The organism is Yersinia thracica (assembly GCF_902170565.1).
GTDB classification, from domain to species: domain Bacteria; phylum Pseudomonadota; class Gammaproteobacteria; order Enterobacterales; family Enterobacteriaceae; genus Yersinia; species Yersinia thracica.
This window is the reverse complement of sequence record NZ_CABHXX010000074.1, coordinates 1-23,235: the sequence shown is the minus strand read 5'-3', so window position 1 is coordinate 23,235 and position 23,235 is coordinate 1. Positions and strand designations below refer to the sequence as shown.

Sequence of the window (23,235 nt, the reverse complement as noted above, 5' to 3'; positions counted from 1 at the left end):
GGGAGGCATATGCCCTGTTTCTGGGTGGGTTAAGTGCAAAGGGAGAGTAAGAGCTAATGACACTGTTTACGCTGTTGCTGGTGCTGGCATGGGAGCGCTTGTTTAAACTGGGCGAACATTGGCAGTTAGATCATCGCCTTGAAGTGGTATTTACGCGTTTACGTCACTTTTCGTTGGTACAAACAATTTTACTCACTGCGGTGTGGATGCTGTTGGTATGGCTGATTTTGCAGTCAGTACAAAATATCTTGTTTGGCCTCCCTCTTTTGCTGGTCTGGATACTTATTTGCCTGCTGTGCATTGGCGCGGGGGGAATACGCAAACATTATCGGGCTTACCTGAAAGCAGCACGTCAGGGGGATGCCCATGCCACCGATAAAATGGCCGAGGAATTAGCGCTTATCCATGGTTTACCGATGGATAGTGGTGAAAAAATCAGGCTGGAGTCGCTGCAAAATGCATTGTTATGGATAAACTTCCGTTACTATTTAGCGCCTATCTTCTGGTTTGTTGTATGTGTTAATTACGGCCCGGTGGCATTGGCGGGGTACGCGATGTTACGCGGATACCAGACGTGGCTAGCGCGACATCACACTCCGTTACAACGATCTCAATCTGGTATTGACCGTATCTTGCATTGGTTGGACTGGATACCGGTGCGGTTAGTCGGTGTTGCTTACGCATTATTAGGGCACGGTGAAAGAGCTTTACCAGCTTGGTTTGCTTCATTGGGTGACTTCCGTTCTTCGCAATACCAAGTGTTGACTCAACTCGCACAATATTCACTGGCGCGAGAACCTCATTTAGATCCAGTACAGACACCAAGAACCGCCGTATCTTTAGCGCGAAAAGTGACGCTGACGGTGATTGTAGTGGTTGCTTTACTGACTATTTATGGTGCACTGGTATAGCGACTTGATTTATAGCTCAGGTAGAGAAGCCCATCTCCGGCCAGAGCTACCTCAATAACTCAGTCTCAATTCAATAAAATAAACGGGCCAGCACTGATGGCTGGCCCGTTAGCGACAATATCGTCAGATTATCTAAAGATAACAAGATACTTTCTGCTATCAGGATTTTGCTCTTTGGTTGCGGTTTTTCAGGATATAACCGACAGCCAGGAGCACTAACCAGGCAGGAATCAACAGCACTGAAATCTGGATGCCCGGTGTCAGATACATAATGACCAGAATGCCGGTCAAGAATAGCAAACACAGGTAGTTGCTGAACGGATACCAGAAAGCTTTGAATTGTGGAGTGACGCCCTGACGGTTTTTAGCGGCACGGAATTTAAGGTGTGCCAAGCTGATCATCGCCCAGTTGATCACCAGCGCTGATACCACTAATGCCATTAACAATTCAAAAGCACGGCCGGGTATCAGATAGTTAATCAACACACAGAAAGCGGTCGCGAATGCGGAAACGGCGATTGCAAGAACCGGCACCCCGCGGCCATCGACTTTCAGCAGTATTTTCGGACCATTACCTTGCTTGGCTAAGCCGAACAACATACGGCTGTTACAGTAAACGCAGCTGTTGTAGACCGATAATGCCGCGGTTAGCACCACAATGTTTAATACGGTGGCGACGACATTACTATTCAAGGCATGGAAGATCAGGACGAAGGGGCTACCGCCTTCAACCACTTTGCCCCACGGGTAAAGTGACAGCAAAATTGCCAAAGAACCGATATAGAACAGCAAGATACGATAGATAACCTGATTGGTTGCTTTCGGGATGCTTTGGGCTGGGTTTTCTGCTTCCGCCGCGGTGATACCGACTAATTCAAGCCCACCGAAGGAGAACATAATTACCGCCATTGCCATCACTAACCCCATGATACCATTGGGGAAGAATCCGCCCTGCGCCCATAAGTTAGTGACTGTGGCCTCTGGGCCACCTTGTCCGCTTAGTAATAACCATCCACCGAATAGAATCATGGCGATGATAGCGACTACTTTAATGATGGCAAACCAGAACTCCATCTCGCCATACACTTTCACGTTTGCCAGATTGATGGCGTTGATGGCGAGGAAGAAGACGGCGGCTGATACCCATGTTGGGATCTCCGGCCACCAATACTGCACATAGATACCCACGGCGGTAAGTTCCGCCATAGCGACTAACACGTATAGAACCCAGTAATTCCAGCCGGAAGCAAAACCGGCAAAATTACCCCAGTATTTATAGGCAAAGTGACTGAAAGAACCGGCTACTGGCTCCTCGACCACCATTTCCCCTAACTGGCGCATAATCAGAAATGCGATAAAACCGCCGATGGCATACCCCAGTAACACTGAAGGCCCCGCCATTTGAATAGTCTGCGCGATACCCAGAAACAGTCCGGTACCAATAGCGCCACCTAAGGCAATAAGCTGGATATGGCGGTTTTTAAGCCCCCGCTTTAGCTCTGCACCTTCCTGTTGAACACTCATTATTGCATCCTCTGTCGTTGTCACTTCTAGCGGGCAAACCTGTTGTCTTTCAATAAATCTATTGGGTATAAACGGGTGCCACATGCTATGCGTAAGATTTTGATTACATTATTTGTATTATTTTGTTTACGGTTGCTTTCTATGGAATTTGCCCCATTGGCTACCGTTTAAAAGAGAATAGTGCTAGGCGATAATTATTGCATCTGCTTTTTATTTTATCCGCTGAATTTTTAGGCAATATGCCAATAAAAATGTTGATGCGTGATCAAGCTGTTGTTTTCAGAAAAAGCAGTAATAGATGTTTGTTGCACAAAAAAGTCACCAGCTGGCTGTTTTTATTGTGGTCAAACCAGTCGTTGGGTGAGGGAAGAGAGATAAACAGACTTTTCTTACTTTTTATTGAATTTAAATTCACAAAAATAGGATTTAAATTCACGAATAAAATAACTATAACGCTTCAGCTTGCCTAAATACGCGTTTCATAAAAGTTAAAACTCACTGGCGTCAAGTAATGGTATTACCACCACTACGTTATCACTTTGCATTGCTATATCAGTGAAGTTGTTAAAATGTGCTGGGTTTCATGATTTTGGTCAAGGTCCGTATGGACAGGTAGTGAATACTTTGTTACTTTATCGTCACGTTTTTAAAATTGGTATTACCAATTGACTCCGCGCTACTCGCAGAGACGATTCACTCAATACGGCACAGCGCAACTTACAACAAATTATGGCCTACAACAAAATACGTCAGCCCAAATTGTCAGATGTTATCGAGCAGCAGCTCGAGTACCTGATATTGGAAGGGACGCTGCGTCCGGGGGAGAAGTTATTGCCTGAGCGCGAGTTGGCGAAGCAATTTGATGTTTCCCGACCTTCTCTGCGAGAAGCAATCCAGCGGTTAGAGGCTAAGGGGCTGCTGTTGCGCCGTCAGGGCGGTGGTACTTTCGTGCAAACCAATCTGTGGCAAAGCTTTAGCGATCCGCTGGCTGAACTGCTGGCCGACCATCCAGAATCACAATTCGATCTGTTAGAGACCCGTCATGCCCTCGAAGGTGTCGCAGCCTATTATGCTGCACTGCGCGGTACTGATGAAGACCTACAACGCATTCGTGAATGCCATACTGTTATTCAGCAAGCACAAGACAGCGGCGATTTGGATGCCGAGGCCGATGCTGTCATGCAGTATCAAGTTGCTGTCACAGAGGCTGCGCATAATGTGGTTTTACTGCATTTACTGCGCTGCATGGGGCCAATGCTGGAACAAAACGTTAAACAAAACTTTGAATTGCTTTACTCGCGCCGCGAAATGCTGGCAACGGTGAGCAGTCACCGCGCCGGGATTTTTGAGGCGATTGTGGCTCGTGAGCCAGAGAAAGCTCGCGAAGCCTCACACCGTCACTTGGCGTTTATCGAGGAAATTCTGTTGGACCTCAGTCGGGAGCACAGTCGCCGTGAGCGATCTTTGCGTCGGCTCCAGCAGCGCAAGGACTAAGAGCTTATCCTGCATTTGGGTCGGTTCTATATGCTTATTTTGAGCACGAAACGCGGCAACTAAACCCAAAGATGGGCCTATCTTCCGGTGTTTTCACCAGGGCACGTGCTTTAGCCTGGGGTTAAAGCACAGGAAGATAGGCTCCAAATAAACCATTAGAAATAAATAAGGAATACCACCATGTCAGAACGTTTAAATAATGACGTGGATCCGATCGAAACCCGCGACTGGCTACAGGCGATCGAATCGGTCATCCGTGAAGAGGGTGTTGAGCGTGCTCAGTATCTGATTGATCAGGTCTTGGGCGAAGCCCGTAAAGGTGGTGTGAGTGTTGCAGCTGGTTCAGCCAGCCGTGATTACATCAACACTATCTCGGTAGAAGACGAACCCGCTTACCCTGGCAACCTGGAGCTGGAGCGTCGTATTCGTTCTGCCATCCGTTGGAATGCCGTGATGACCGTGTTGCGTGCGTCGAAGAAAGATCTGGATTTGGGCGGCCATATGGCATCCTTCCAATCTTCCGCTACTTTCTACGAGGTTTGCTTCAACCACTTCTTCCGTGCTCGTAACCAAAAAGACGGCGGCGATCTGGTTTACTTCCAGGGCCACATCTCTCCGGGCGTTTATGCGCGTGCTTTCCTTGAAGGCCGCCTGACGCAAGAACAGATGGATAACTTCCGTCAGGAAGTTGACGGTAAAGGTTTGTCTTCTTACCCGCACCCGAAACTGATGCCTGAGTTCTGGCAGTTCCCGACAGTCTCTATGGGCCTTGGCCCAATCAGTGCAATCTATCAGGCTAAATTCCTGAAATACCTGTCTCACCGTGGTCTGAAAGACACTTCAGCACAGACCGTGTACGCCTTCTTGGGCGACGGCGAGATGGATGAGCCAGAATCTAAAGGTGCGATCACCATCGCGACCCGTGAAAAACTGGATAACTTGGTCTTCGTTATCAACTGTAACTTGCAGCGCCTTGATGGCCCGGTTACAGGTAACGGCAAAATCATTAATGAACTGGAAGGCATCTTCAGTGGTGCTGGCTGGCAGGTTCTGAAAGTTATTTGGGGGAGTCGTTGGGATGAGCTGCTGCGTAAAGATACCAGCGGTAAACTGATCCAACTGATGAACGAGACTCTGGATGGCGACTACCAGACTTTCAAATCCAAAGACGGCGCTTATGTACGCGAACACTTCTTTGGCCGTTTCCCAGAAACTGCTGCATTAGTGAAAGACATGAGCGACGACGAGATCTGGTCTCTGAATCGTGGCGGTCATGATCCGAAGAAAGTCTTTGCTGCACTGAAAAAAGCACAAGAAACTACCGGTAAACCAACTGTTATCCTGGCCCACACCATTAAAGGTTACGGCATGGGCGAAACAGCTGAAGGTAAAAACATCGCCCACCAGGTGAAGAAAATGAACATGGAAGGGGTTCACCACTTCCGCGATCGTTTCAATGTGCCGGTGGCTGATGCAGATATCGAAAAACTGCCATACATCACTTTCGAGAAAGATTCTGAAGAGTCTAAGTATCTGCACGAACGCCGTCAGGCGCTGGAAGGCTATCTGCCAACCCGCTTGCCTAAGTTCACTGAAAAGCTGGAAATCCCAGCGTTGTCAGATTTCAGCTCCTTGCTGGAAGAGCAGAACAAAGAAATCTCTACCACTATCGCTTTCGTGCGTGTGCTGAACGTGATGCTGAAGAACAAGTCTATCAAAGACAGAATTGTTCCAATCATCGCCGACGAAGCCCGTACTTTCGGTATGGAAGGTTTGTTCCGTCAGATTGGTATTTACAGCCCGAATGGTCAGCAGTACACCCCGCAAGACCGTGAACAGGTTGCTTACTACAAAGAAGACGAAAAAGGCCAGATCCTGCAAGAAGGGATCAATGAGCTGGGTGCCGCTTCTTCTTGGCTGGCTGCTGCGACTTCCTACAGCACCAACGATCTGCCAATGATCCCGTTCTACATCTACTACTCCATGTTCGGTTTCCAACGTATCGGCGATCTGTGCTGGGCTGCGGGTGACCAACAGGCACGAGGCTTCTTGATCGGCGGTACTTCAGGGCGCACCACACTGAACGGCGAAGGTCTGCAACATGAAGATGGTCATAGCCATATTCAATCACTGACTATCCCGAACTGTATCTCTTACGATCCCGCTTATGCATACGAAGTGGCTGTCATCATGCATGATGGTCTGCAACGTATGTATGGCGATGCGCAGGAAAACGTTTATTACTACCTGACCACGCTGAACGAAAACTATCACATGCCAGCAATGCCGCAGGGCGCAGAAGAAGGTATCCGTAAAGGTATCTACAAACTGGAAACTGTTGCAGGTAGCAAAGGCAAAGTGCAGTTGATGAGCTCAGGGGCAATTCTGCGTCACGTTCGCGAAGCCGCTCAGATTTTGGCTAACGACTACGGCGTAGGCTCTGATGTGTACAGTGTAACTTCATTCACTGAACTGGCGCGCGATGGCCAGGATTGTGAGCGTTGGAACATGCTGCACCCAACAGAAACTCCACGTGTACCTTATGTTGCTCAGGTTATGAATGACGCGCCTGCGGTGGCTTCTACTGACTACATGAAGTTGTTTGCTGAACAGATTCGTAACTTCATTCCTGCCAGCGAGTTCCGCGTTCTGGGTACAGATGGTTTCGGCCGCTCTGACAGCCGTGAGAACCTGCGTCACCACTTCGAAGTTGATGCTTCTTACGTGGTGGTTGCAGCTCTGGGTGAATTGGCTAAACGCGGTGATATCGACACCAGCGTAGTTGCAGAAGCAATTACTAAGTTTGGTATCGACGCCGATAAAGTTAACCCGCGTCTGGCATAAGAGGTAAAGAACAAATGTCTATCGAAATCAATGTACCTGACATCGGTGCGGATGAAGTTGAAGTCACCGAAATTATGGTGAAAGTGGGCGATACTGTTGAAGTTGAACAGTCGCTGATCACCGTTGAAGGTGATAAAGCTTCTATGGAAGTCCCTTCACCGCAGGCGGGTGTCGTTAAAGAAATTAAAATTGCGGTCGGCGATACTGTCGCGACTGGCAAGCTGATGATGATCTTCGAAGCTACGGGTGCCGCTGCGGCCCCTGCTCAAACTGAAGAGAAACCAGCGGCCCCAGCTCCGGCAGCGGCTCCTGCGGCATCAGCGGCGAAAAATGTTGAAGTGCCAGACATCGGTGATGATGAAGTTGAAGTCACCGAAGTGATGGTTAAAGTGGGCGACACTGTTGCCGCGGAACAATCTCTTATCACTGTAGAGGGCGATAAAGCCTCTATGGAAGTGCCTGCACCCTTCGCCGGTATCGTGAAAGAGATCAAAATCAGCACTGGCGACAAAGTGAAAACCGGCTCTCTAATCATGGTATTTGAAGTTGCAGGTGCAGCACCGGCGGCAGCTTCGGCTCCAGCACCACAAACTGAAGCTCCAGCCCAGCAAGCGGCTCCTGCTGCTGCGCCAGCTAAAGTGGCTACGGCTCCAGCTGCAAGCAAAAGTGAGTTTGCTGAGAATGATGCCTATGTGCATGCCACGCCGGTGATCCGCCGTCTGGCCCGTGAATTTGGCGTTAATCTGGCGAAAGTGAAAGGAACTGGCCGTAAGGGCCGTATCCTGCGCGAAGACGTTCAGGTTTACGTGAAAGATGCGGTCAAACGTGCTGAAACTGCCCCTGCTGCTGGCGGTGGTCTGCCAGGCATGCTGCCGTGGCCGAAAGTTGATTTCAGCAAGTTCGGTGAAATCGAAGAAGTGGAATTGGGCCGTATCCAGAAAATCTCTGGTGCTAACCTGAGCCGCAACTGGGTCATGATCCCGCATGTGACACACTTCGACAAAACCGATATCACCGATCTGGAAGCGTTCCGTAAGCTGCAGAATGACGAAGCTGCCAAGCGTAAGCTGGACGTGAAGTTCACCCCAGTGGTGTTCATCATGAAAGCTGTTGCTGCTGCTCTCGAGCAGATGCCACGTTTCAACAGCTCACTGTCAGAAGATGGTCAGAAGCTGACGCTGAAAAAGTACATCAACATCGGTGTCGCGGTAGATACGCCAAATGGTCTGGTCGTTCCGGTATTCAAGGATGTGAACAAGAAAAGCATCACTGAACTGTCCCGTGAACTGATGGCTATCTCCAAGAAAGCTCGTGATGGCAAGCTGACCGCTGGCGAAATGCAGGGCGGTTGCTTCACCATCTCCAGCTTGGGTGGTATCGGGACAACTCACTTCGCGCCGATTGTTAATGCGCCGGAAGTGGCTATCTTGGGTGTCTCCAAGTCTGCGATAGAGCCAGTCTGGAACGGTAAAGAGTTCCAGCCGCGTCTGATGATGCCGATGTCACTCTCCTTCGACCACCGTGTGATTGACGGTGCTGATGGTGCGCGCTTTATCACCATCATCAATAACATGCTGGCCGACATTCGCCGTTTGGTGATGTAATCGCTAAGGCCGGCTTCGCGCCGGCCTTGTTTTTACATAAGTCGACAAGGTTGTTGAGACCCTCGTCACGCGATGCGGCTTTTCAGGTTATTAACAATTCTGTAAACTGCACGCGGTGCAAGCGTCACGGTGGATGCGGGCGTTATGCAATTAATTAGCCTAAAAAATGGTGTCTGATCCGCCGGACAAACAATTAAGAGGTCATGATGAGTACTGAAATTAAAACTCAGGTCGTGGTACTTGGGGCAGGCCCAGCAGGGTACTCTGCTGCTTTTCGTTGCGCGGATTTAGGTTTAGAAACTATTCTGGTTGAGCGTTATGCCACTCTGGGTGGTGTTTGCTTGAATGTCGGTTGTATCCCGTCCAAGGCGTTGTTACACGTTGCTAAAGTTATCGAAGAAGCCAAAGCATTGGCTGAACACGGTATCGTGTTTGGCGAGCCTAAAACTGACATTGATAAAGTACGTGTTTGGAAAGAAAAAGTTATCAATCAGTTAACCGGTGGTTTGGCAGGTATGGCTAAAGGCCGTAAAGTCAAAGTGGTTAACGGTCTGGGTAAATTTACAGGCGCGAATACTCTGGTTGTTGAGGGTGAAAACGGCCCAACCACGATTACTTTCGATAACGCGATTATCGCCGCAGGTTCTCGTCCAATCCAACTGCCATTTATTCCTCATGAAGACCCACGTGTTTGGGACTCAACTGATGCGCTGGCACTGAAAACTGTCCCAGAACGTCTGTTGGTGATGGGCGGCGGCATTATCGGTCTGGAAATGGGTACTGTTTACCATGCGCTGGGCTCGAAGATTGATGTAGTCGAAATGGCTGACCAAGTTATTCCGGCGGCCGACAAAGACGTGGTGAAAGTATTCACCAAGCGTATCAGCAAGCAATTCAACCTGATGTTGGAAACCAAAGTGACCGCGGTAGAAGCCAAAGAAGATGGCATCTACGTCACGATGGAAGGCAAAAAAGCTCCAGCAGAACCACAGCGTTATGACGCAGTTCTGGTTGCTATCGGTCGCGTACCTAACGGTAAGTTGCTGGATGCAGGTCAGGCTGGCGTTGAAGTTGACGAGCGTGGCTTTATCCACGTAGATAAACAACTGCGTACCAACGTACCGCACATTTTTGCTATCGGTGACATCGTGGGTCAGCCAATGCTGGCACACAAAGGTGTTCACGAAGGCCATGTTGCTGCCGAAGTTATCTCCGGCATGAAACATTACTTCGATCCAAAAGTCATTCCATCTATTGCATACACTGAACCCGAAGTTGCATGGGTGGGTCTGACTGAGAAAGAAGCCAAAGAAAAAGGCATCAGCTACGAAACCTCCACTTTCCCGTGGGCGGCATCGGGCCGTGCTATTGCTTCTGATTGCGCAGACGGTATGACCAAACTGATTTTCGACAAAGAAACTCACCGCATCATTGGTGGCGCGATTGTCGGGACTAACGGTGGCGAACTGTTAGGTGAAATCGGTCTGGCCATTGAGATGGGTTGTGATGCTGAAGATATCGCCCTGACGATTCATGCTCACCCAACCTTGCATGAATCTGTTGGTCTGGCGGCAGAAATCTACGAAGGTAGCATTACTGACTTGCCGAACCCGAAAGCGAAAAAGAAATAATTTTTTGCTGATACAGTATTTGCAGATGTAAGTGTTGAAGCGGCCCTTTATCAGGGCCGTTTTTTATGAAAACAATCATTTTAATTAATAGGTACTGGTGGGAGGATAAATTCCGATTGTAGTCCTCTGAGAACTCGCATTTCTACTGCAATTGTTCCATCACCGATGACTTCTATCTTAGTCACCAAAAAACGACTATCAGGCAGAAATATTCTGGTTTCTTCACTATTATCCAATAGGGCTGAAACATCGGTGCTGTAGGTCAAGCCTTTGGGGTAATGAATAGTGTATCTGACATTAACTTCGCCATCATTGAGATCTTCAGTATTAAAGTTTGTAATATATTCTTCATCTGAGGTGGTGCTAAAAAAACTATCATTATTGTAGATTTCTTCTTCTATTATCTGTGTTTCAAACTCAGCCTGGTTTCTGACTTCACCGCGATAAACCGTATCTGTAATTTCTGTGGTTAAATTTCTAAATGATCTATTCTTAAGTGAAATGTTAATATCTGAATGACGCATGAGTGCATTTGTTAACTGATCTATTTCTATTTTAATGTCTGGCATAATATTTTTGCTTCGTATGGAATTGTTAATTCTTGCATATCCGTCTTCAGTATAATCTCTTAAGGCAAAGTAATCTTGAAAGCTAATTTCTTTATTAGTGCGTAATTTATTATATCCTGAAATTTCATCCTTTATATCGAGCTGAGTGTCATGCCAAAACTCCTCACTGTAAATACTTTTTATTTCCTCAATGGCGATTTCTATTTCACTTTCCTGAATAGGGCTTCTCCGATGTATTATTGTGAATTTGCTTTTTTCGGGTTGCTGAATGTTATCATCCTCTGCGTCAGATTCTTTTATGCTGGATGTATCCGATATATCCGAACTGGATGAGTCTAAGTCTGAGCTGTCTACCCTTGCTCGTTTTATTGGTGGCTCCTCACCCAATTTAGGCGCATTGGGATCGCCTAAGAGATAGCCCACTTTTCCATTGACCCGTCTTACTACGCCTTTGGCTTTCGGTTTGGCCATCGCAGGTAATAATGGTGTCCGCTCTGTAGTGGTGCTGAGTTTGGGCGTTGTTGGCACTTTTGCTGTCGGCTTAACAGGTAACTTTCCTACCGAAAATTTAAATCCTTTCGGCTGTGGGGTCGGGCCGCCGGTTAATATTCCCAGACCTACATCCAGTGCAATTTCTTCACTGGTCAGTGGCGGTGTTTTCCCCTGATCTTCGGGGACTTCTTTGCATGCCATGCGGTTTTCCCATTTGCAATGTCTGGCTTGATATTGACTAAAACTCTCTTTATTTGATTGATATTTAGGTTCTACTGGGCGGGAGTGTACTATTTTAATGGATATAACAATGTAAATAAGTATTAATAAAGCGTGGTTTATTTTCATGAAAACTCCATATTAACATTTGTTATTGTAATAAATTACATTTCTTGAAAGTTGGAATGCAGATAAATATTTAGCCAAAGTGAATGCTAAATCAAGATGAAAAATCTTATTGGCAAATTTATTTATATTTATGTTGTGACGATTAATAAAGACCACTATTCTTTATATTAGTCGGAGTGAAATCTCATTGGCTGGAATAGTTAAAAAAACTGTCCAGTGCGTAATTGACTGGGGGAAATATTAAATATCCGCCGCAATGCGGTAGCGAAATTTGCCGGGCTAGTATAACCCGCAATAGTGGCGGCTTGATCAATACTGATCCCTTCTTTCTGAATAGCCAACATCGCGCGTTTTAAACGGCAATGGCGCAGATATTCAAACACCGTAATGTTGTAGCTTTCACGAAAACGCCGCTGCAAAGTACTTTGGCTCATATTCACCAGACGGGATAATTCACTCATTGAAAGATGGTCAGCTTCACCACTTTCCAACCAGTCACGGACCTGTTGCACCCGGTTCATACCGCGTAATGATATTTTATTTTGCTGTAGCGCCTGCTGTTCCAGTGAACTGAATGCTTCAATAATCAGACCAATACATTGCGTTTCGCAGTGCAGGCGCTCCAATGGTGTTGAAAAGGGCGGAGAACTGGCTATTTTCTGAGCAATCGCCTGGGCATGAATTGATGGACGCCATAAATGAACCGCCAAATGCTGCTGAGTGAAGTTGTATAGAGTATCCCAAGCGCCAGCCTGCGGTAGTAGATCGCCATATAACCATTCCCGATCAAATGTAAGGGTCAGAGTGCGCTCATGGCTATTATTTTTGCCGTGGCGAGTAAAAAGCGTGTTTTCAGTGAGTGAAATCAGCGACGCATCGCCTTTTTCCTGCAAATGCAGTTGCTTACCACCAAATGAAATATGTGCGCTGCCGCTGACAACAATCGCTAGCTTCAACGCTGGGTTGAGCTGATTCTGCGTTTTGATATCGGAAAGGTTGGTCACATTCGCGGTGTGCAGGATCAGATGTGGATTCAGCCGCAATACTTGAAAATCGCCATACAACACAGGATCAGTGGGCGCTAACTTAGCGCCGCTCAGCTGATAGTCACTGGCCACCAGATTTGACTGCTGCACAATTTGGTCGCGATAAATTGGTTTAGACGAGGGGGAGACATTGCGCAACTTGTTTTTCTTCACCACCGACATAATGAACTCTCCACTGATATTGACTTTATAACAAAGAGTTTTGCTGTTTACACAAACCTTTTTTCTGATTGCAAATGTAACAATTAGCGGGATGAATTGATAATGAAAATAATTATCAATCTTGTTCGTTTTTGTTGCCCCGTGAATAGATTGGCAGAGATTTTCCTCTGCTGACATTTGCTGTGGGCTTTTGCATCGGGGAAAGTGTAATGAAAGTAAAATGGCAGCGGCGCTCTCTGACGACCTTAGCGAGCTTGATTGGTCTCTGTATTTCGACTCCGCTTTGGGCGCAGACACAAGATACCACTCAGGCAGGGTCTGATTCAGACACGTCACAACAACAAAAAACAACCGCCGCAGAAAGCACAGCGGCAACGGGCGATACCTTGGTGGTCACGGCTCAGCAGCAAGTCCGCCAAGCGCTGGGCGCATCGACTATCACTGCAGAATATATCCGCAAACGCCCTCCGGCGAATGATTTGTCCGAAATTATCCGAACCATGCCCGGTGTTAACCTTTCAGGTAACTCTGCCAGCGGTCAGCGCGGGAATAACCGCCAGATTGATATTCGCGGCATGGGGCCTGAGAACACCCTGATTATGATTGACGGCATTCCGGTTTCGAGCCGCAATGCGGTGCGTTATGGTTGGCGCGGTGAGCGCGATACCCGTGGTGATACCAACTGGGTACCGGCGAATATGGTTGAGAAAATCGAAGTATTACGCGGCCCTGCCGCCGCGCGCTATGGTAATGGTGCCGCAGGTGGTGTGGTGAATATCATTACCAAACAGCCAGATAAAGAGCTGCATGGTAGCTGGAATGCTTACATGAATATGCCGCAGCATAGCGAAGAAGGCGCGACTCGTCGCACTGATTTCAGCCTGTTGGGGCCATTAAGTGATACTGTCAATTTCCGCTTATACGGTGGATACAATAAAACTGATGCTGATGATTGGAATATTAACCAAGGCCATGAATCAGCGCGAACCGGTAATCAGGTGGGCACATTGCCAGCCGGTCGTGAAGGGGTTCGTAATAAAGATATCAACGGGTTACTGAGCTGGGAGTTTGCTCAGGGCCAATCCCTGGCATTCGAGGCGGGTTATAGCCGCCAAGGGAATATTTATGCCGGTGATACACAAAACACCAACAGCAATGCCATTGTTCGCAGTTTATATGGTGCGGAAACCAACGTAATGTATCGTGGTAATTTCTCACTGACACATCGCGGTTTTTGGGATAACGGCGTCAGCACCACCTCTTATGTCCAATATGAAAATACCCGGAACTCACGCATTAATGAGGGGCTGGCGGGCGGCACCGAGGGTATCTTCTCCAATAACAAATTCAGCACGATCAAATTGGATAACTATCTGGCCCATTCCGAGGTTAACCTGCCGTTTGAGTTAGGGGTCAATCAAGTGCTGACTGTCGGCGCGGAATGGAATGACCAGAAAATGAACGACCCAACCTCCAATACTCAAACCACGACTGAAGGCGGCAATGTGGGCGGTTTAACGGGCGTCGGGCGAGATACGCGCACTTCAGCACAGATAGTCTCGGTATTTGTGGAAGATAATATCGAGTTGACGGAGACCACCATGCTCACCCCCGCGCTGCGTTTTGATCATCACAGCACCGCGGGAAGCAACTGGAGTCCGGGGCTAAACCTGTCACAAGAACTGGGCGACTATTTCACTATGAAAATGGGGATTGCCCGCGCCTATAAAGCGCCAAATCTCTATCAAACCAATCCTAACTATCTGTTATATAGCCGTGGTCAGGGGTGCTATGGTGCTGGGGGCAGTTGCTACCTGATGGGCAATGACGCTCTGTCAGCGGAAACCAGCATCAACAAAGAGATAGGATTCGAGTTCCATAACGACGGTATTATTGCCGGTATCACTTACTTCCGTAATGATTACCGCGATAAGATTGAGCCGGGTATAGTCTCCCTCGGAACGGCCAATGGCGGCACTGGAGATTACACTAATTCTGATATCTTCAAGTGGGAAAACGTACCGAAAGCGCTGGTTGAAGGGCTGGAAGGTAACTTGACCGTGCCATTCACCGACGCGGTGCAATGGAGCAGTAATCTGACCTACATGCTGGAATCGAAGAATAAAACCACCGGCGATTATTTATCAATCACGCCGAAATATACCTTGAACAGCTCACTGAGTTGGCAGGCAACGGATGATTTGTCCTTACTGTCGACAGTGACATGGTATGGGCGTCAGAAGCCGAAGAAATATGACTATCAAGGTCTGCCGGTCACTGGCACCGCGCGCAATGAAGTCAGCCCGTATGCTATCTTCGGCCTGAGCGGCAGTTATACAGTGACCAAAAATGTCAGTGTCACCACCGGGATTGAAAACCTGTTCGATAAACGCCAGTTCCGCGCCGGCAATGCCCAGAGCGTAGCGGGGATCGCCGGGGCAGGGGCCGCCACTTACAATGAGTCAGGCCGGACATATTTTGTTAGCTTGAATACCCAATTCTAAATGTCCTTCATTTTGGGCATTGGTTTTTTGTTAAAGCAGAAACAGTCATTATCGGCTGTTTCTGTTTCATTTATCGTCACAATATCTTCCATTCGCTATTCCGCGCCCTAAAAATCCTACCGACAGCACGAGATTCTCATTGTAAGATGGTGTCCACTCATTTAATAAGGTTATTATGCCAAGGTATTTTACGGATATTACCCTACTGTAAAGGGCTAACTGAGAGCCGCTATCAATACGTCAGATGATTACACTGCGCTCAACGATTCAGCAAAAATTTAATGTTGCTTTTATGTGAACGAATTAACACTGAGTTCAAATACTGGTATGCTGGCTGAGCGAAACTGGGCATCTTACCTTACACCTGGTGCATCAATGATGATGGCTGGTGGCTACTGATAGCCTGGCAAAATATATGATAATTAAAGCGAGGAGAGAGTCGTGCTAGAAGAATACCGTAAGCACGTAGCCGAGCGTGCTGCTGAGGGTATCGTCCCCAAGCCATTAGATGCGTCACAAATGGCCGCGCTGGTTGAATCATTAAAAAATCCGCCTGCGGGCGAAGAAGAATTCTTGTTAGATCTGCTGATTAACCGCGTACCACCCGGTGTTGATGAAGCAGCCTATGTTAAAGCTGGTTTTCTGGCGGCCATTGCCAAGGGCGAAGCCCACTCTCCCCTGATTAATGCCGAAAAAGCGATTGAACTGCTTGGTACCATGCAGGGCGGCTATAACATTCATCCGCTGATTGATGCGTTAGATAATGAAAAGCTGGCACCGATTGCGGGCAAAGCGTTATCTCATACCTTGCTGATGTTTGATAACTTCTACGATGTGGAAGAAAAAGCTAAAGCCAGCAATCCCCACGCCAAGAAAGTCATGCAATCCTGGGCGGATGCCGAATGGTATCTTTCCCGCCCGGCGTTGGCAGAAAAAATCACTGTAACTGTGTTTAAAGTGACCGGTGAAACCAACACCGATGACTTGTCTCCAGCTCAAGATGCCTGGTCTCGCCCTGATATCCCATTGCATGCTTTGGCGATGCTGAAAAATGCCCGCGAAGGTATTCATCCGGATCAACCGGGCAGTGTTGGCCCGATCAAACAGATTGAAGAACTGAACAAAAAAGGCTTCCCACTGGCCTATGTTGGCGATGTAGTCGGTACCGGTTCCTCCCGTAAATCTGCCACTAACTCCGTGCTGTGGTTTATGGGCGACGACATCCCTTACGTGCCAAATAAGCGCGGCGGCGGTGTGGTGCTGGGCAGCAAAATTGCGCCAATCTTCTTTAACACCATGGAAGATGCCGGTGCCTTGCCTATCGAAGTGGATGTCAGTAACCTGAATATGGGCGATGTCATTGATATCTATCCATATCTGGGCGAAGTTCGCCTTCATGATACTGGTGAAATACTTGCTACCTTCGAGCTGAAAACTGAAGTGTTGTTGGACGAAGTCCGTGCTGGTGGGCGTATTCCGTTGATCGTCGGCCGTGGTTTGACCACCAAAGCCCGCGAATCTCTGGGCTTGCCGGTCAGTGAAGTCTTCCGTATCGCGAAGCCGGTTGCCAAAAGCAACAAAGGTTTCTCGCTGGCGCAGAAAATGGTGGGTCGCGCTTGCGGTGTTGCCGGTGTACGTCCGGGGGAATACTGCGAACCTAAAATGACCTCGGTCGGTTCACAAGATACCACCGGCCCGATGACCCGTGATGAGCTGAAAGATTTAGCCTGTCTGGGTTTCTCAGCTGACTTAGTGATGCAGTCATTCTGTCATACGGCGGCGTATCCGAAGCCAGTTGACGTGACCACTCACCACACACTGCCTGACTTTATTATGAATCGTGGCGGTGTGTCGCTGCGCCCAGGTGATGGCATCATTCACTCATGGCTTAACCGTATGCTGCTGCCAGATACTGTCGGCACTGGCGGTGACTCTCACACCCGCTTCCCTATCGGGATTTCTTTCCCGGCGGGTTCTGGTCTGGTGGCCTTTGCGGCAGCAACAGGCGTGATGCCATTGGACATGCCTGAGTCGGTGCTGGTGCGCTTTAAAGGTAAAATGCAGCCGGGTATCACTCTGCGTGATCTGGTGCATGCAATTCCTTACTACGCGATTCAAGAAGGCCTGCTGACGGTTGAGAAACAAGGCAAGAAGAATATCTTCTCTGGCCGAATTCTGGAAATTGAAGGCCTGCCAGAGCTGAAAGTTGAACAGGCATTCGAGCTGGCGGATGCTTCCGCTGAGCGCTCTGCTGCTGGTTGCACCATCAAGCTGGATAAAGCGCCGATCATTGAATATCTGCAATCCAACATTGTGTTGTTGAAGTGGATGATAGCTGAAGGTTACGGCGACCGCCGTACGCTGGAGCGCCGTGTCAATGGCATGGAAAGCTGGTTGGCGAACCCTAATCTGCTGGAAGGTGATGCGGATGCAGAATACGCCGCAGTGATCGAAATCGATTTGGCGGAAATCACTCAGCCGATTCTGTGCGCGCCAAACGATCCTGATGATGCCCGCTTGCTGTCCGATGTGGCTAACAGCAAAATCGATGAAGTCTTTATCGGTTCCTGTATGACCAACATTGGCCACTTCCGTGCTGCCGGTAAGTTGCTGGATCAACATAAAGGCCAGTTGCCAACCCGCCTGTGGGTTGCTCCACCGACCAAAATGGATGCCGCGCAGCTGACTGAAGAGGGCTATTACAGCGTCTTTGGTAAGAGTGGTGCTCGCATTGAGATCCCTGGTTGCTCTCTGTGCATGGGTAACCAGGCGCGCGTGGCAGATGGAGCCACAGTGGTTTCGACTTCCACCCGTAACTTCCCGAACCGCTTGGGGAATGGGGCGAATGTTTATCTGGCGTCGGCTGAACTGGCGGCGATTGCATCCCTGCTGGGGCGTCTGCCAACTCCGGATGAATATCAAACTTATATGGCTCAGGTTGATAAGACCGCAGAAGATACTTACCGTTACCTGAATTTTGATCAGTTAAGCCAATATACTGATAAAGCTGATGGTGTTATCTTCCAAACCGCCGTGTAAGCCGCTATATTTCGCCCCTGCTATACTCTAAATAATTCGAGTTGCAGGAAGGCGGCAAGTGGGAGAGTCCCGATGAGCTTACTGTGTTGTAAGTGATTCGGGTGATTGAACGTAGCCAACGCATATGCAGCTTGAAGTATGACGAGTATAAACGGGAGGCCAATGGCCTCCCGTTTATATTTTAAAAATCGTATTGAAGGGAAATTTTGCTGTTATTTGTCGGCTTTGCGATTCCGCGCCAAGTGAGATAATCAAATACGGTTACAATAATTAAAAGAGCATCAGGAGGGCATGCTATGGACTATGAATTCTTGCGTGATTTAACCGGACAAGTGCTGGTCAGATTCTCCATGGGGCATGAAGTGATCGGCCACTGGCTCAATGAAGAGATTAAAGGTGATTTAGCAAAGCTGGATCAAATAGAAGCTGCGGCGGCTGAAGTCAAAGGCAGTGAGCGCCAGTGGCAACTGACGGGCCATGAATATACCTTATGGCTAGATGGCGAAGAAGTGATGGTGCGCGCCAATCAATTAGATATTGAAGGCGACGAAATGGAAGAGGGCATGAATTACTATGATGAAGAAAGCCTCTGCTTGTGCGGCCTGGAAGACTTTCTTTTAGTCTTGAAAGGCTATCGTAACTTCATCATTTCTCAATAGCGGAGCGGCTGGCAGACCAGCAGAGTAATGAACCGGCAACCACCATCGCAACACCGGGCCAGAAAGCGGCTGGCGGCAAGGTATTGAGCCACAAACTGGCAATCAATATCGATAACAACGGTGTGAAGTAAGAGAGGGCGGCGACCAATGTGGCGTTGCCTTTTTTCATGGCGATATCCCAGCACAGATAGGCCAGTGCAGTATTGGCTCCCATCAGTAACAGCTCAAAAGTGGCGCGCTGAGTGAAATGCAACTTGCCGGGGGTCAGCATAAAAAACATCACCCACAGACACAAGGCGCAGGCGAGCAAAAAAAGTGGCAATGCCCCTGGCCCGTGGCTGTATATCCGCACCAGATTGGAATAACCCGCCCAAGTAAAGGCCGCAATGAGCGCCAGACTGTAAGCTAGCGGGTTACTGCTGATATTAGTTTTCAGGGTACTGACATCCAACCCATCTCCGCCACTCACTACCCAAATAACGCCAAACAGCGCCAAAGCGCCCCCCGGCCACAGCCACCAACGCGCCCGGAGTTTGAGTAAGGGCACCGCTAACAGCAGAGTTAGACTAGGCCACAGATAATTAATCAAGCCGATTTCGAGAGTTTGCTGGCGGTCATTTGCCATCCCGATGGCTAAGGCAAAAGCCACCATATACACCACAAACAGCGCACCACAGCCATACAAATAGGCCGGATGCTGCCCGCGCAAAGTGGGTTTCCCGGCGACCAGCCACACCAAAATTCCACTGACAGTATAAATTGCCGCTCCGGCACCAAATGGCCCCAAGGTCTCAGACAGCCCGCGCGTCAAGGCGACACTCATGCTCCAAAGCAGGATCGCAATAATGCCATACAGGGTAGGGAGGCGGTTCATGGGGCATCATCCTTATGCGACTTCAGACAGAAAAATAGGATCCTCTTATACATCGTCAGTCAGGATGATGGGAATAGTTACAGCCAATTATTTGCTCAATGAGTAAGGGGGTAAAATAGCAAATCAGCCAAACTACCATAATATTTGCCCCGCAAATTACGTAGGCTAGTCAGTGAGTTGTTCTCTCTGGCTGGCTTGCCGATTTCCTATTATATGACAAATCAGCCGCGCATCCCTCACAACACCAGGAAGGTGATTTATGGCCGGATTTGCTTATCAACGCGTGCGTATTCTGAGCTGGATACTGATTTATTTGACGGCGGTGCACCCTTTGCACCCAGCCATTGCGGCCGGTATCCAAGCTGCGGATCGCCGAACCACAGTGACACTTCACGACGAGATCCCCGTGGTCAATATTGCCACACCCAACGCCGCCGGGGTATCTCATAACCGCTATCGTGACTTTAATATTTCCCCCAAGGGGGCGGTATTAAATAATGCTCAAGTGAATGTCAATTCCGAATTACCCGATCGGTTGGCCACTAATCCACATTTAACGGGCAATAGCGCTCAGTTAATTATTAACGAAGTGACGAGCCGTCAGCCTTCATCTCTGGAAGGAATACTGGTCGTTTTTGGCCCAAAGGCCAGTGTGATTATCGCCAATCCTAATGGTCTGCATTGTAATGGCTGCATGTTTCACAATATGGATGCGGTTACCTTAACCACCGGAACACCGGTCATGGGTTGGATGGGTCAACTCAAGCGATTGGATGTATCTGGTGGAGCAATCACGATAGGTGATAAAGGGCTAAATACTCTTAATCAGGGTGATACAGCTATCCTCAGCCGCACGCTAAATCTTGACGGTAAAATCTATGCAAATCATCTTGATATGATTCTGGGTGTTAATCAGGTTGAATATCAGAATGGGCATATTCAATCTTTACCCGCGGCAGGTGCCGCTCCTGCGCTGGCGATAGATACCCGCGCTCTAGGCGGAATGTATGCTGATCGTATCCGCCTGGTATCAACGGAAAAAGGCGTGGCTGCTAATCTTAAAAATACTTTCACTACCAAAGGAGATATCAATATTGATGTCGCGGGCAATGTGACATTAGGTGATATTCGAGCGAACAAAGATCTGAATATTGTCGGGAAGGAAATTACTGTCACTGCGGGCAGTGAATTACTCAGTATGCGCGATACGACATTGGTCAGCCAACAATTTAATAATTCCGGGGGATTATTTTCTAACCGTGATGCGCGTATATTTAGTGATCAAGTGCGTAATACCGGTCAGCAAGCAAAACTTCTTGCGGGGAATAATCTCTGGATACAAAAAGATGCCGAGGGGAATAAAAACACTCTGGTTGAAAATAAATCCGGCACCATTAAAACCAATAGTGGTGATTTAATTATCCGTACCGAAAAACTGGATAATAGTCGCCCGATAGTGACTGCCGGGTGGCAGAAATTAATTCCGGATTCGCGCCAACTTAATGATTACGATGACGATAGCGATTCACCGGGCAAAGTTATCATCACATTAGCATACGACTGGCCCACCCGAGAACTGCCCGAAAAATGGTTTGGTGCCATCGAAACCGGTGAATGGCAAAGTGGTGTCTGGCGGATCAACACTGAAAAAAGTGTTTGGCAACTAAATGCGTCATCACCGGCTGCTACCCTGTATTCAGGGAATAATTTGTATATTAATGCCAGCCAGTTAGAGAATAAAAACAGCCATATCAGTGCCAAGAAAGATATTTTCCTGACCGGTAATAATTTTTTAAACAGCAGCGCCAGTGACTGGGTAAAAGATGAGTTTCGTTATTATAAAGTGGATTATCATGGGCCGGATTATTATGTTTTTCATGACAATCGATTGTTTTACCAGTTAACTGAGGCTGAAAAATACAGTGCGACAATCACGGCGGGTGGAAATATCGTGCTGGACTTTAACAACAATATTCAGTTACAGCGCCCGGTGCCGGAGTTAGATAAAACTGCTCCCTTATCATTATCCGAGTTCACACCGCCGGTATTAAAAGGTCATAATATTTTACTGCATGGTAAGACTATTTCCAGCAGAGATTTAATACAGGCCAGTGGCGACATTACCTTTGTTGCAGAAGACAGCATTGCATTAGCCAATAGCAGTTTGCGTGGTCAGGATATTTCACTGACGGCACTGAATGATATTTATTCATCATCAAGTGAATTTTTGGGGAGCAACATTTTATTTCTGAGCCGTGAGGGGAATATTAAAACAAATTCACCTGACATGTCTTCGCGTCAGCCAGATGATGCGCGGGTATTTAATCGCATTAAAGCCAGCCATGATTTTACTGCCATGGCAGGTAAAGATATTCAATTAACCGACGCCCTTATCCATCCGGCAGCTAATATTAGCTTGTCGGCCGGACATGATATTAATGTTTCACATATACTCAAGCCCGAAGAAATTCTAATTACCGATGGTTTTTTGGATCCAGACAAATATTTGGAAAATATTAACCAACTATTATCGCTATCAAATCGATTAACCAGTAATGGCGACATTACACTGAATGCCGGTAATAACCTGATATTACAGGGGATCAAGCTAAACGCCGGACAGGATATTAACTTGCACGCTGCTCGTGATATTGAACTGGAACCCTATAATATAACTGTCTGGTCAGATCTTATGGAGCGTTATAATAACAACCATTCAGGCTCTGTATATTATAATATATTCCCTCGCTCCCAAACCCCTGATTATACAGTTCAGATAAATGCCAAAGGCAATACCTTAATTAATGCCGGTCGCGATATTCTGACCCAGGGCAGCAATATTAATGCGGACAATAATCTCACCTTATTAGCCGGGCAACATATTCAACTGGCGGTGCTGCCATACACTGGTATTGATTGGACTGATGACTCACGCTACACCCGCCACGCCGCTACTCGCCTGAAAGCCGGCAACACTCTGAATGTGGTGGCCAATCATCAGCTTATCACCCAGGGTGCAGAACTCGCCGCTGGCGGTGATATGACACTGACTTCCGGCGGCGATATGCGCTTTGAATCGGTGTTGAACGAGGATCATTATGGCGGTGGCGATAATTCCAGCTACAGAAAACTCCAGCAATCCACTCAGCTCAATAGCGGCGGCACACTGACGCTGATATCAAATGGCAGCATCTTGTTTCAGGCCACTCAGTTGGTAGCCAAAAAAGTGATGGATATTGCGGCTGAGGGCGGCTATCTATTCGCCCAGGCAATGGAAGAAACCAGCCATGCCGAAGAACGCTGGAGTACTCGTAAGTGGTGGGGGCGGAAAAAATCGCACCATAATGTCCATCATGTGGCGACCAATAAAGTGACGGAATTCACGGCTGACGGTGATATTAGCCTGTTAAGCCGCGATGACAGTACCTATCAGGCGAGCAAAATTGCTGCTGGCCAGAATGCCAAACTGACCAGCACCCACGGCAAAGTGATTTTCGAAGCGGTCAAAAACACTACATTTGAGCAAAAAACCAG

Annotated in this window: 13 protein-coding genes; 9 read left to right on the top strand and 4 right to left on the bottom strand. The window is 48.0% G+C overall.

Annotated features, from left to right (window positions below):
• The first annotated feature begins 56 nt into the window (after positions 1-56).
• Complete coding sequence (gene ampE / locus FTA91_RS09745; protein WP_050113719.1) at positions 57-911, top strand: beta-lactamase regulator AmpE; 855 nt, start codon at positions 57-59, stop codon at positions 909-911.
• A 159-nt stretch (positions 912-1,070) separates the two neighbouring features.
• Here the strand turns inward: ampE and FTA91_RS09740 are convergent, their stop codons facing one another.
• A complete protein-coding gene (locus FTA91_RS09740; RefSeq protein WP_145534332.1) occupies positions 1,071-2,435 on the bottom strand; it encodes an amino acid permease in 1,365 nt (454 codons plus the stop codon).
• Between the two features lie 729 nt (positions 2,436-3,164).
• Here FTA91_RS09740 and pdhR point away from each other — a divergent pair.
• The 4 genes from pdhR to lpdA all read left to right on the top strand — a co-directional run bounded on the left by pdhR (position 3,165) and on the right by lpdA (position 10,008).
• The gene (pdhR, locus tag FTA91_RS09735) at positions 3,165-3,929 is read left to right on the top strand and encodes a pyruvate dehydrogenase complex transcriptional repressor PdhR (RefSeq protein ID WP_004389026.1); all 765 of its coding nucleotides are present in this window, start codon (positions 3,165-3,167) and stop codon (positions 3,927-3,929) included.
• Positions 3,930-4,109: 180 nt separating this feature from the next.
• The gene (gene aceE, locus FTA91_RS09730) at positions 4,110-6,773 is read left to right on the top strand and encodes a pyruvate dehydrogenase (acetyl-transferring), homodimeric type (protein WP_050113722.1); all 2,664 of its coding nucleotides are present in this window, start codon (positions 4,110-4,112) and stop codon (positions 6,771-6,773) included.
• A gap of 14 nt (positions 6,774-6,787) precedes the next feature.
• Complete coding sequence (aceF, locus tag FTA91_RS09725) at positions 6,788-8,377, top strand: pyruvate dehydrogenase complex dihydrolipoyllysine-residue acetyltransferase (protein WP_145534335.1); 1,590 nt, start codon at positions 6,788-6,790, stop codon at positions 8,375-8,377.
• A gap of 206 nt (positions 8,378-8,583) precedes the next feature.
• A complete protein-coding gene (gene lpdA / locus FTA91_RS09720; protein WP_005156808.1) occupies positions 8,584-10,008 on the top strand; it encodes a dihydrolipoyl dehydrogenase in 1,425 nt (474 codons plus the stop codon).
• 80 nt (positions 10,009-10,088) lie between these two features.
• Here the strand turns inward: lpdA and FTA91_RS09715 are convergent, their stop codons facing one another.
• Together FTA91_RS09715 and FTA91_RS09710 are read right to left on the bottom strand one after the other, a co-directional pair.
• The gene (locus FTA91_RS09715) at positions 10,089-11,417 is read right to left on the bottom strand and encodes an ADP-ribosyltransferase (protein WP_145583250.1); all 1,329 of its coding nucleotides are present in this window, start codon (positions 11,415-11,417) and stop codon (positions 10,089-10,091) included.
• A gap of 200 nt (positions 11,418-11,617) precedes the next feature.
• Positions 11,618-12,625: a helix-turn-helix domain-containing protein gene (locus tag FTA91_RS09710; RefSeq protein WP_050113725.1), complete on the bottom strand. Its 1,008-nt coding sequence runs from the start codon at positions 12,623-12,625 to the stop codon at positions 11,618-11,620.
• Positions 12,626-12,834: 209 nt separating this feature from the next.
• Between FTA91_RS09710 and FTA91_RS09705 the strand changes: the two genes are divergently transcribed.
• The 3 genes from FTA91_RS09705 to yacL all read left to right on the top strand — a co-directional run bounded on the left by FTA91_RS09705 (position 12,835) and on the right by yacL (position 18,827).
• Positions 12,835-15,129, top strand: a complete 2,295-nt coding sequence (locus FTA91_RS09705; RefSeq protein ID WP_050113726.1) for a TonB-dependent siderophore receptor — start codon at positions 12,835-12,837, stop codon at positions 15,127-15,129.
• Between the two features lie 441 nt (positions 15,130-15,570).
• On the top strand, positions 15,571-18,168 hold the full coding sequence (gene acnB, locus FTA91_RS09700) for a bifunctional aconitate hydratase 2/2-methylisocitrate dehydratase (protein WP_050113727.1): 2,598 nt from the start codon (positions 15,571-15,573) through the stop codon (positions 18,166-18,168).
• Between the two features lie 296 nt (positions 18,169-18,464).
• Entirely contained in the window at positions 18,465-18,827 is a 363-nt protein-coding gene (gene yacL, locus FTA91_RS09695; RefSeq protein WP_038636236.1) for a protein YacL, read from the top strand.
• Here yacL and yddG read toward each other — a convergent pair.
• Entirely contained in the window at positions 18,814-19,701 is an 888-nt protein-coding gene (yddG, locus tag FTA91_RS09690) for an aromatic amino acid DMT transporter YddG (RefSeq protein ID WP_145535092.1), read from the bottom strand. The genes yacL and yddG overlap by 14 nt on opposite strands.
• Positions 19,702-19,960: 259 nt before the next feature.
• Between yddG and FTA91_RS09685 the strand changes: the two genes are divergently transcribed.
• On the top strand, positions 19,961-23,235 hold a 3,275-nt coding region (locus FTA91_RS09685; protein ID WP_145583248.1), incomplete at its 3' end, for a two-partner secretion domain-containing protein.

Bases quoted from the DNA above. Each gene is read 5' to 3' on its own strand.
- FTA91_RS09715 (WP_145583250.1), bottom strand. From the start codon at position 11,417: ATGAAAATAAACCACGCTTTATTAATACTTATTTACATTGTTATATCC.
- aceF (WP_145534335.1), top strand. From the start codon at position 6,788: ATGTCTATCGAAATCAATGTACCTGACATCGGTGCGGATGAAGTTGAA.
- lpdA (WP_005156808.1), top strand. From the start codon at position 8,584: ATGAGTACTGAAATTAAAACTCAGGTCGTGGTACTTGGGGCAGGCCCA.
- pdhR (WP_004389026.1), top strand. From the start codon at position 3,165: ATGGCCTACAACAAAATACGTCAGCCCAAATTGTCAGATGTTATCGAG.
- FTA91_RS09710 (WP_050113725.1), bottom strand. From the start codon at position 12,625: ATGTCGGTGGTGAAGAAAAACAAGTTGCGCAATGTCTCCCCCTCGTCT.
- aceE (WP_050113722.1), top strand. From the start codon at position 4,110: ATGTCAGAACGTTTAAATAATGACGTGGATCCGATCGAAACCCGCGAC.
- yddG (WP_145535092.1), bottom strand. From the start codon at position 19,701: ATGAACCGCCTCCCTACCCTGTATGGCATTATTGCGATCCTGCTTTGG.
- FTA91_RS09740 (WP_145534332.1), bottom strand. From the start codon at position 2,435: ATGAGTGTTCAACAGGAAGGTGCAGAGCTAAAGCGGGGGCTTAAAAAC.
- ampE (WP_050113719.1), top strand. From the start codon at position 57: ATGACACTGTTTACGCTGTTGCTGGTGCTGGCATGGGAGCGCTTGTTT.
- FTA91_RS09705 (WP_050113726.1), top strand. From the start codon at position 12,835: ATGAAAGTAAAATGGCAGCGGCGCTCTCTGACGACCTTAGCGAGCTTG.
- yacL (WP_038636236.1), top strand. From the start codon at position 18,465: ATGGACTATGAATTCTTGCGTGATTTAACCGGACAAGTGCTGGTCAGA.